This is a genomic window from Mesorhizobium sp. Arg314 (genome assembly GCF_053714275.1).
The window spans coordinates 1-10,413 of the sequence record NZ_JBSKBP010000085.1 but is presented as its reverse complement, the minus strand read 5'-3'; the positions used below and the strand labels follow the sequence as shown (position 1 = coordinate 10,413).

Sequence of the window (10,413 nt, the reverse complement as noted above, 5' to 3'; positions counted from 1 at the left end):
GGTGGCCCCGAGCACTGACCCCGCCGGGACACTGGACGAGGCGACCCTTCCGATCTGAGCATCGGAGGAGGTGGTCGGAAACGCCGACGCAGAATCGCGCGATGGGGCATCCGACGGGCTGCGGTCTGCATCGGCCGGGCACAGGTACGCGTGCAGCGCCTGCAAACATGGATCTGCGTTCTTTCGATCGTTTTTGTGGGGTGGGACAAACCTGACATTGGCTTGTTGATAGTACTGACGGCGCTCGCTCATCAGCTGGGCGACTTTGCGATCCGCATCGGGGCCTTGCATCAGCGGGCGTTTGGCGTCGTTCCTCGTTCGAATTTGGATCTTGTCCAGGTCGGTATCGAACCAGATCGAGACCCCTTTGTTGCCAATGAGGTGGCGAGTCTGCTCGTCCAATACCGCGCCGCCGCCGGTCGCGACCACCTTGGGCCCGGTCTCGAGGTAGTGAGCGATCTCACGCGCCTCGAGCCTCCTGAAATAATCTTCGCCGTGATCTTTGAAAATCTGAGATATCGATTTGCCGACTTTCTGCTCGATTTTTTCGTCGGTATCGACGAAGGCCAGCCCCAGCCGACGCGCGAGAGGCGGGCCAATGGTGGATTTGCCAGCGCCCGGCATGCCGACGAGCACGATCGGGCGATCGCCGAGGGCACCGACAATCTCCTTTGCCGCCGGGGACTTGGCGATCTCCGGCTGTGTCGATCGTCCGACAGCTCGCAATCCAGGTACTCGCAATCCAGGTGCCGGGGCGGTGCTACTCTTACCATCACCCCAGTGTCCTATGCTGAGCACGTCAGCGGGTCTGACCACGGCCTTGCAGCGTTCTTTTACCTTCTGCTCAAGTTTCTCTACCTTCTCCAGGGAATCCGGGCCCTGCAGCCTCTGCAGCTCTTTATAAGCGTCGTGATTGTCAACTTTGGCGCTGTAGCTGGCTGGCGTATGGAATTCCACCTGGAAGCGATAGCCTCCTGCTGTGGCCAGCACAGTGCGGATGCCAAGATAATTCGGACGCTCGAATTTGAACCAGTTGGTCACCTCGATTTCGGTGTAGTCCTGCTCCTCGAAGGCCAGGATGGCTGCCTTGAAGGCACGTGTAAAATCTTTGTCGGGAATTTCGAACACGTGGCGTACGGCGCTGCTGATCAGCTGTGGGGTGCTGCCGGATGAGATGCTCTTGCCGGTGAGATCCTCTCTTATGGAGCGTTCCGATCTCAGCCGGCGCTCCAGGTGAGGCATTTTCACCTGGATCTCCATATTCCTGAGGCTTGCGGCAATGCTGAGTGCCGCTGCGGTGATTTTCCCTTCTTCTTTTGCAGCGCGGGCAACCTCAATCTGGGCGCGCTCTGAGGCCTGCTCGGGAGTCAGCGTGATCGACTCCTCGCCATCCGCTGCGGGCGGCCGGAAGCGCGAGGGCTCAGGCAAAATGCGCTGCTCCACAGCGAGACTGATCGAGGTTTGCATGACTGAAGCCGTCAGGGTGGGGTTGTCCTCCAGGTCCTTCAAGGCTGCACTAACATCAAACGTTCCATGGTTGAGGGACGCTGCCAGGCCCTTGACGTAAGGCACTGACTTCAGGCCAGGCGTCGTATGCAGCAGCCTCTGAAGGTCCTGGCTCTTCCTCGAAAAGAGCCGAGCGCCAGTGTTGGATTTGTAGGCATCGGTGCCGACCTTGATGCCGAGGCTCAGGAGGTTGTTTGCGCTCTGCACGAGGTCGTCCGGATTGTAACCATCCGGGCGAGGATCGATCCGGGCAGGATAGTTGTCGATCAGAGCCCGGATGCGGTCTGGTGCCTGAGAAGTTGCCGGATAGGCCTCCGCCAGATCCGGCAAAAGCTCTGAGACTGTCGCGCTCAGGGTCGTGCTTTTTGCGTCGTTGGCGTTTTCTGTTTCGGGCTGGCCTTCCACATCAGGCCTCTTTGCCCATGCCTCAAGGTCGGCGGCGAGTAACTCGGCCATTTCGCGAGCAACGGGATGTTCGGCGACCTCGATCTCGTGCCTCGCTCTCGCAAACATGTTTTGGATATCCTGTCCACTCACCTCTTCCAGGCTCAACAACTGACCGATGTCTCGCCGGAGCACGTGGGAAATGCCCTCGTAGGTGCCAAAGATGGCACGCTCGGCAAACCAGCGTCGTGCTTCATGGGATTGAGCCAGGAAGTTTCGCTGCAGACCGCTATAGGTCTCCAGGACATCTTGCGTCGCGGCCAGGATCTGGCTGGCGCGACCAAACTGGTAGTTGTCACCGTCAAGGGCCGGTGTATGCGACTTTGGCGGCTTCAGCGACGGAAGTCCGAGAGCTTGCTCCTTTTCATCGAATTCGCGCACATGCTCATAAAGCTGCGGCCGGTCGCCGATTATGATGACGGTGTCGCCATCGAAGTCACCATCAAGCTTCTTCTGTTCACCGGTGGGGACGGCAACCAACGAGCCGGGGGCAAACACCTCGGTGGCCTGCAGGATGCCCAGGCAGTCGAGCGGCGTGTCCTTCTTGACGCGGTCCTTGCCTGTCGTCCAGTGCGAATGCGACTTCACGTCCTCGGCAGACATAACTAGCCCACGGTCGGCGTAGGCGGCCGGCCAGATCTCATCGGGCACGACGATCAGAATGCCTTTGGCAAAGAAAGTCGGATCGTCGGCAGCAAGTTCTTCCCCTGACTTCTGGGCGACATTAAAGCTGTATTGCATAGCCACACACGTGTCCAGGAACGCTGCCGTCGGGTCCCCACCAACAGCTGACCTGACCAGGTCGGCTGCAAATGGGCGCAGGTTGGGCTTGTCGTACGGCGAGCGGCCGATCAGCACGCCGCTCATCCCCGTCAAAGTCTCGCTCTTGAGCGTCGGCACATGGAGACACTCGTCACCGGAAGGTACCGCGACTGCGCCAGGACCGTCGATATGTCCCCCAGTCACGGTTCGAAATAGCTCCTCGGCAGTCAGCCTTTGCTCCGGACGCTCATCGAGCCAGTTTTTGGCTTTCTCCCGCACCTCATCCGCCACCGCCTTGCTGCGGGGATAATGTTGCAGCGCCGTGGCAGGCAGGGACGTTCTCCTTCCCTCACCAAAAGCAGGCACCCGATCAGGACCTTCTTGCCCGACGGCCCTGCGAACGGCTGTCATACGTTTGGCCAGCGAAGCCTTGATGAAACCGCATCCGTCATGCGGTCGCAATGCAATCGGGCCTTCCGGCCCAACCATCCTGAAGGGATGTTTCTCGCTAACAGGGCGGTCCGGCAGCAGCGACAGTTTGAAGGCGCCTTCCAGCGCGTAGTCGTGAGGACCCAGGCCCTTGACAGCCGGCGGCGCGGCAAAGCCCCGGCGCTGCGTATAGTAATATGCCTCTTTGAAAGGTGCCCAGGCGCGCGATAGCTTTTCAAAGGCGGTGCCCGGTGCGGTTTCGGTATAGGGAATCGCCAGCAGCTTCCCGCCGGAAGGCTCTGCCTCTACTCGACCTGGAAGGCGGGCGGCGACCTGGGAAAGGGTCTTTTGCGGCGGCTTTAATTTGCTTCCGCCGAACAGATCCATACGGTATGGCACGCCCTCGACGGTCACCGTGCGCGCAAGCAGGAACGGGCTCGGCTTTCCTGGCAGCTGCACCGCGACCATCTTCACTGCCCCCGAGGTCAGGCGATGAAAGATCGAATAGCGCGTCTCGGGGTCCGTGGCCAGTTGCCGGCCCTGCATGTCGACCACCGGCAACCGCATCAGTCCCGCCTCGCCCTGCGGAGGTCTGGGCTCGTGGTCCATGGCCCGCAAAACCTGATGGGTGTCGAAGACAGACGCTGGATGCTGCGCCTGGACCGTCGAGGTGTTCTGCGCCATAAACGTGTCCAACGCATCGGTCGGACTCTCTGCCTCGATCTGGGCGATCAGGTTCCAGCTCATGTTGGAAAGATCGCTCTCGATGAGCTCGCGAGTGCTGTCCAGGATTTCCCTGGTCTTGGCCTCCAGATCGTCGCGCCTCGCCCGCAAATCGGACTTCTTGCCCTCGACATACGGCCGCCGCAGCAACCTCGCCAGGCTCGCACGGGTCTTGAGCACTTGAAAAATCGACAGGGCCGGACAGCGGGTCGAGTTCGGCCCACGGCTCCGCTCAGCATCGCTTGCCTTGAGATGGGCCTCGATCTTGTGCTCCACAATCGGTTGGATATCGTTCAGCAAGTTCAGAGCCTGCCGCCGGTGCCAAAGCAGCTGCTTGCGCGGACTGCGAGCCAGCGGCAGCAGAGCGGCGCACAGATTGCCCATGGTTTCGAGATTATTCTCAAGCGCAAACCGAGGGGCACTATGCAATTGCGCCAGCCGATTTAATCCAGCGGGTGCGAGCAAACTGAGATCGTCGTGCAATTGAGCCTTGGCCAACGCCTTCAAGATGCTCGTCACGCCCCTCGCGTCGGCCGCCTCCAGGCGCTCGCTGGCATAATGAAGATAATGAGCGAGTTTGTGGAGCCGATCTTTCAGCAGAGCGGCCCCTGCAATCTCTCCCTCGTCCTCTCTCCTCATGATCCCCCGCGCCAAACTGTTGGCGATATTGGAGAGCCCGGGCGTCGTAAAATGACGGAATGGGCGACCTGGGGGGCCGAGTCTGCGCGCGATCTCCAAAACCGCCTGGCTGCACGCCTCGTCTTGCGGCCATTTGCCGAACCCGTTCATCAGATTTGCCAGGTCTTGCGGACTAAACCCGGAGAGCCGCTCGGCATCGCGAAGCACCGAGCCTGCGATCACAGCGGTAGCCTGACGCGTTTTCTCATCCTGCGACCACTTGCTGAAGCCGTTCACCAGGCACGCCAGGTGCTGCGATCCAAAATCAGGGAGCCAGTTAGCGCTGCGGATCACCTCATCAGCAATCACAGCAGTGGCCTGACGTGATTTCTCTTGCGGCCACTTGCTGAGGCCGTTCACCAGGTTGGCAAGTGCCTGCGGAGTGAAACCAACGAGCGGCTCGCCGGGGTTCTCGCGACCGAGCACCTCCCCAGCGATGGCAACGATGGCTTCGCCGCAACCCTCTTCGTCAAGACACTTGCTCAAACCGTTGGTCAGGTTCGCCAGGTCCTGCCCATTGAGCTCCGACAGCCCGCCGTCGCGGTGAGGGATCTCCTGGGCGATCGCAACGATGCCGTCGCGACAATCCTCTGGACACTTGCTGAAGCCGTTCACCAGGTTCGCCAGATCCTGCCCGTTGAATAACGACATCCCGCCGGCGCGGCGAGAGACCGCGCCGGCGAGCGCAACGAGAGCCCCTTGGCAGTCCTGAGGCCATTTGCTGAAACCGTTCACCAGAATGGCAAGCCCTTGCGGCTCAAAGCTGTGGAGTTGCCCGGTGCGCCTAACTACCTCACCGGCAATCGCAAACGTGGCTTGACGTGACTTTTCCCATTGTGGCCACCTGGTGAAGCCGTTCACCAGGCACGCCAGGTGCTGCGGATCGAACCTAGGCAGCTGGTCGGCGCGGCGAAGCACCTCGCCGGCAACCACGTCGGCGGCCTGACCCAAATTCTCCTCTTGCGGCCATTTGCTGAAGCCGTTCACCAGGTTCGCCAGGTGCTGCGGGTCAAAATCAGAAAGCCAGACGTTGCGACGGCTGGTGCGTTGACAGACCTCAGCGGCGATTGCAGCGGCAGCGCGTGAGCACGCCGGCGCCAATTTGCTGAAGCCGTTCAGCAGGTTTGCCAGGTGTTGCGGATCGAAACCAGAAAGCCCGACCTCGGAGCGGCCGGCGCGGTCATAGACTTCACCGGCGATGGCAATCGTAGCGTCGCGGCAGTCCGCTGGCCACTTGCTGAACCCGTTCACCAGGTTCGCCAACGCCTGCGAATCAAAATCAGGCAGCTGGTCGGCCCAGCCAGGGATCCGACGCGCGATCGCAACGGTGCCTTTGCGGCAGTCCTCCGGCCACTTGCTGAACCCGTTCACCAAGTTCTGCAATGCCTGCGGATGAAGCCCAGGCAAGTCGGCATTTTCACGGAGGAGGCTCGAGACCTCATTGGCTATGACAACGGCAGCGCGTGAGCATTCCGGAGCCTGCAATTTGCTGAAGCCGTTCACCAGGGTTGCTAGATTCTGCGGATTGAAACTAGAAAGCCCGACCTTGGAGCGGCCGGCGCGGTGACAGACTTCAACGGCGATCGCAATCGTAGCGTCTCGGCAGTCCTCTGGCCACTTGCTGAACCCGTTCACCAGGTTCGCCAACGACTGCGGATCAAAATCATAGAGTTCGGCCAGGCGCCAGCCAATCTCGTCGGCAACTGCTACTACGGCCTGATAAGAGTTCTCCTGTCCCGGCAACTTGCTTAAGCCGTTCACTAGCAGGCCCAGACCTTGGGCATTGAGCTCTGAAAGCGCTTCGCGCTGCTTAAGAAAAACGTTGGCGATTTGGATCATTCCATTGCGACATTCCTCCACTCGACGATGTCGACTGAACGCCAATACCAACAGCGAAAGCGTTTTGCTTTCGACATTATTCAGCGCCTTGCCGAGCCTCGATACCTGAGCTGCCATGGCCCTGCAAGCTTCCATGCCTGCCTGACCTCCAGGCTCCCGGCTCATCGCGTTGCATGAGGTGGCGTACCCCCAGGTATTATGGGCGCGGACGTCTTGGGCCCACCTGGGAACAAATTGATGGGTGAACTGGGAAGCGGCCTTTTGTAGGAATGTTTCGTGATCCGGCTGGTCTTGCAGCCTCTTGTCGTGATCCACCACAGCGCACGAGAATTCAGTTATGCCGTGAGCGAAAGAAATGTCATGTAAAGCGTCATCAAGGGATACGTCGCTGAAGCTCTGTACAGCCACCTGGTCGAAACGCCGGCTGCCCGGTCCTGCACTCGGTCTGGACTCGCCTTGCTCATGAGGTCGCAGCATGTCCGGTTGTGAGCTGCTCGGTTCTTGATCGCCGAGCCAGGACCTCTCATCAAAACGCAAAGAGCTTTCTTCTCTAGCTATCGCTTCGCCCTGCCGACCTTGGCCATGGCGCGGCCCACTGGCCGCACGTCGCGAAGGCGTGAGGGCTCGGGGGAGACCTTTGGAGGGACCGCCAGATCCGCCGCCTAGGGCTTCGTCGGCATCTGGCCAAATGCGAGCGGAGGACATCTGTCTATCTTCAGGCCCAAAGTGCATCCGCCACACACTGGATTCGATCGGTTGGCCGCCATTCCAAGCGGAATGACTCGATTGTGGGAGCAAACTGCTCGATCCAGCCTCCTCAATTCCCACAGGTTGCTCACAAGATGGGAGCGCGTCTGATTGCGATAGACTGGCTCTCTGGTCAGCGGGCGCGAGCCCAGCCTCGGAACTAGCAGAGCTTTCTTCTCGAGCTGGCGCTCCACCAGCCGACATCGAGGGAAGACCGCGCCGGCCCCCAATCTCTGCACGCACAGGGGCTCCTCGTGTGGCAGCGTCCAGCGTTTGATGTGGGCCAACGGAGGGAGCGGGAGGCCTGTGGCCTAGGGAGAGAACCTTCGCCGCTGTCGAGGTGTCGCCGTCGTCCGCAGCGACTTGCGGCGCCGCCCCCCCAGCCGCCGAACTACCAGCGCCAGCCGCAGGCTTGCGCTTGCCTTTCCCTTTCTTTCGCGTTGCGGCCGCTGCGGTTTCGGGGACAGCCTTTCCAGCGGTCGCAATCGCAGCGTCTGCCGGCCGTTCGCTAATGGGTGGCATCTTCGGCTGCAGTTCCAAGAGGCGCAACACCTCTTCGGTAGTGGTCCGCGCGCCTTCCGCTATCTGGCCGAACAACTCCAATGGGAGGTCGGCAACTGTTCGGTTTTCGCTTAGCCCGGCACGGAAGTCGGACAACGCCGACGAAAAGTCCAAGAGCCTCTCCATGACACCTTCCAGAACGGAACGGTCCGCTGGGGCAAGTGGGCGCCCTGCTTTGGCATGAAGAGCATCGCGCGTCTGGTGCAGTGCCGGCCAAACTTGGGTCCTGAGGGCTTGCAGCATACGCAACCGCCCATTCTCACCGATAAGCATTTCTCTCACGGCCGGCTCGAAACTGCTCGCCCGCGGCTCAATCATCAACAGCGCCAGATCGATCCGCGATTGCAGAACCATGAACTTCGAAAGCAGAACCGAGCCAGTCTGCAGGCGCAAATCGTCCTCTTCGGCTTGCCGAATCTCGACCTTTGTATTTGGTAGGTTCGCAGTGACGGCACAGCCTAATTGGAGGCGTTCCCCGCGCCATGTCTTCTGTTCCCAAAATTCAACGCAGGCCACATAGTGCCTTGCTACACTGGAAACCGCTTGGCTCAGCCGGGCGGGGTCGGGGTTGGATCGGAGGATCAGGTCGAGCACGCCGCGGGCCTTTTTACGCGTCTCTAGCAATACCATGCCATCTGCGGCCAGTTCCATGCACTCGGATGCCGCATCATGCACCAGATCGCGGGTTCGACGAGCCTGATCATTGGACAGAATGCCAGGCGCCCCTGGGGCCAGACTCGCGTGGTATTCCAGGACTGCTGAGCCCGCATCGAGGATCCGATCGAGCGCTTCTTGCTTCTCGCGCGGGGTTGGGCTTCGCGTGGCCACTAGGAAAGCATCAAGGCGGTGAGATTCAAATTCGTCGAGCAGGCCTTTCATATGTTGATCTGCTGTCTTACTTTGTCCGTCTGTCAGATAAAGCACTGCCGCTCCCGAAGTTGGGGACTGGTCAGCGACCGGGGCCGTGGCTTCATCGTCCGGGACGGCGGGAAGACGAAGCCGCCGCGTGGTTCCTGCTCGTTTCAACGCGGCTGCTCCTACAACGGCGTCCAGCACTCGCCGTGCGCCCACAAAAGGGCCGGACGACCTCTCGCCGAGGGTTTCGTCCTCACAGGCCTCCGAGCGGGTGCGGGAGGTCCTTGTGTCCTGAGGCCCAGAGTGCATACCCTCCAGCACCGAAACGAACGATTGGCTGCCCGCTAGGGCAGAGCTTGATTGCGAGCGCGATCTGTTCGATCCCGGCCTGCCGCCGGCGCCAGCATTCCCAATGCGCGAGTTTCCAGGTCGGCCAAATTCCGTCATATCCCATCTCCGATATAGCAAAAAATGCGGTGCACATCGTGTTTCGCGCTGATTTCGCTCAGTCGGCGGGGCATTGGCTGATATGTGCAATTGCCAAAGTGGCACACGGCAATCTCATCGCCAAACTCCCCGCGATCCCACCTGAGCGGCCTTGGGCCACACGACGCCTCATAAACTTGTTCTGCCGGCGGCGCGGGTTGAACACTTCCATCATCAAACCGATGGCCTCACTCTACCCGACCACGACTGACCGCAACTGGCCGCGGACGCCGAAGGGAGCGCGACCTGGAATCTGCAGGACTTTCCGGCGAATGCGCTGAGGAAACATACGACTAATCAGACGCCCCGATGCGTTTATCGACATTGGTTGTGACCAGGCCGCAGTTCGCCGCGATGGAAACCGCACATCGTCAGAAGCGGCCCGCCATCGCGACTATCTCCGCGAGCGTCCGATCACATAAAGTTATCCTCGTACGAGTCTGAACTTGGTCCAAGCTCTCGCGCTCCTTAGTTTTGCAGAGATACCTGCGGCGGTTGGCCCGCTACCCACTTTTTGGGATGCTGAGTTGGGGTCGAGGACCATGTCGCCATCATCCACTTCACCAAACCCCATCATTGTTGCGCGGGCTTGTGCTTCTGGATTCGCCGCACGCCAATTCTGCAACGGTCGTTCGAAGTTGATGCTCCCGCAGAATATCGCCTGCATTCTCGACGAGTGGATGAGTGACCTGCAGACCCACTATGAAGGTGATCTCAGTTCGACCAGGAAATTGTTCCCGCCACGTTTCGGATTCGAAGTCAGTCATGCTGAATCCGGCTTCTGCTCTCACCAGCCCGACACCCTTGGTTCCTAATTGGCAGCTGAAATATTGCGCGTGCTCCGAAATTCGACGCACGCCGTATTGACTAGCAACGTCCGCAGTGCGTCTGGCGCGTGCGGATAGGAATCGAATACTCTTGCGGATTGTCGGCGATGCGCGAGATTGCATCGCCATGTTGCCTCGCGCTCCTCCTGAGCGCTGACCTCTGTCGATCTGCACCACAGGAGGCCTCTCTTTGGGGGAAAGCTTGGGTCGCCGCCGCCGATGAGGGACCGCTGGGAATTCAATCCGGCTAGGCGCGTCCGGACAAACGTGTTCGCGAACCCTTGGCCTCCTGCCGTTTGCCCGCTCCCATTACGCGTGTAGTGGATATCGGGCGAGCCGTCGGTTCGACCATACATGACGATTCGCTCCTATGTTGGCGGCAGGCTTAGACTATTTGGCTGACGAATAGCTGACGGAGGGTATGCGTACGCTGAAGGCCGCGGAATGAAGCGTCGCGTGAGACAGCAGTGGTCGTTATAGTGGTGCGATCAGTTCAGGCTGCGGCGGTCTGCTGACCGACCGGTTTCTCGGCGTCGCGCAGCTTTTTCCATTCCCA

Annotated in this window: 3 protein-coding genes; 1 reads left to right on the top strand and 2 read right to left on the bottom strand. The window is 60.2% G+C overall.

The window, feature by feature from the left end; genetic code table 11:
* A partial coding sequence (xopAD, locus tag ACWGS9_RS33010) for a XopAD/skwp family type III secretion system effector (RefSeq protein ID WP_454509163.1) occupies nt 1–6,498 on the bottom strand: 6,498 nt, incomplete at its 3' end.
* A 1,371-nt stretch (nt 6,499–7,869) separates the two neighbouring features.
* Here xopAD and ACWGS9_RS33005 point away from each other — a divergent pair.
* Entirely contained in the window at nt 7,870–8,127 is a 258-nt protein-coding gene (locus ACWGS9_RS33005; RefSeq protein WP_454509162.1) for a hypothetical protein, read from the top strand.
* A gap of 1,463 nt (nt 8,128–9,590) precedes the next feature.
* On the opposite strand, the gene ACWGS9_RS33000 is transcribed toward ACWGS9_RS33005, so the two are convergent.
* Nucleotides 9,591–9,986, bottom strand: coding sequence for a hypothetical protein (locus ACWGS9_RS33000; RefSeq protein WP_454509161.1), 396 nt, complete (start codon nt 9,984–9,986; stop codon nt 9,591–9,593).
* Nucleotides 9,987–10,413: the final 427 nt, after the last annotated feature.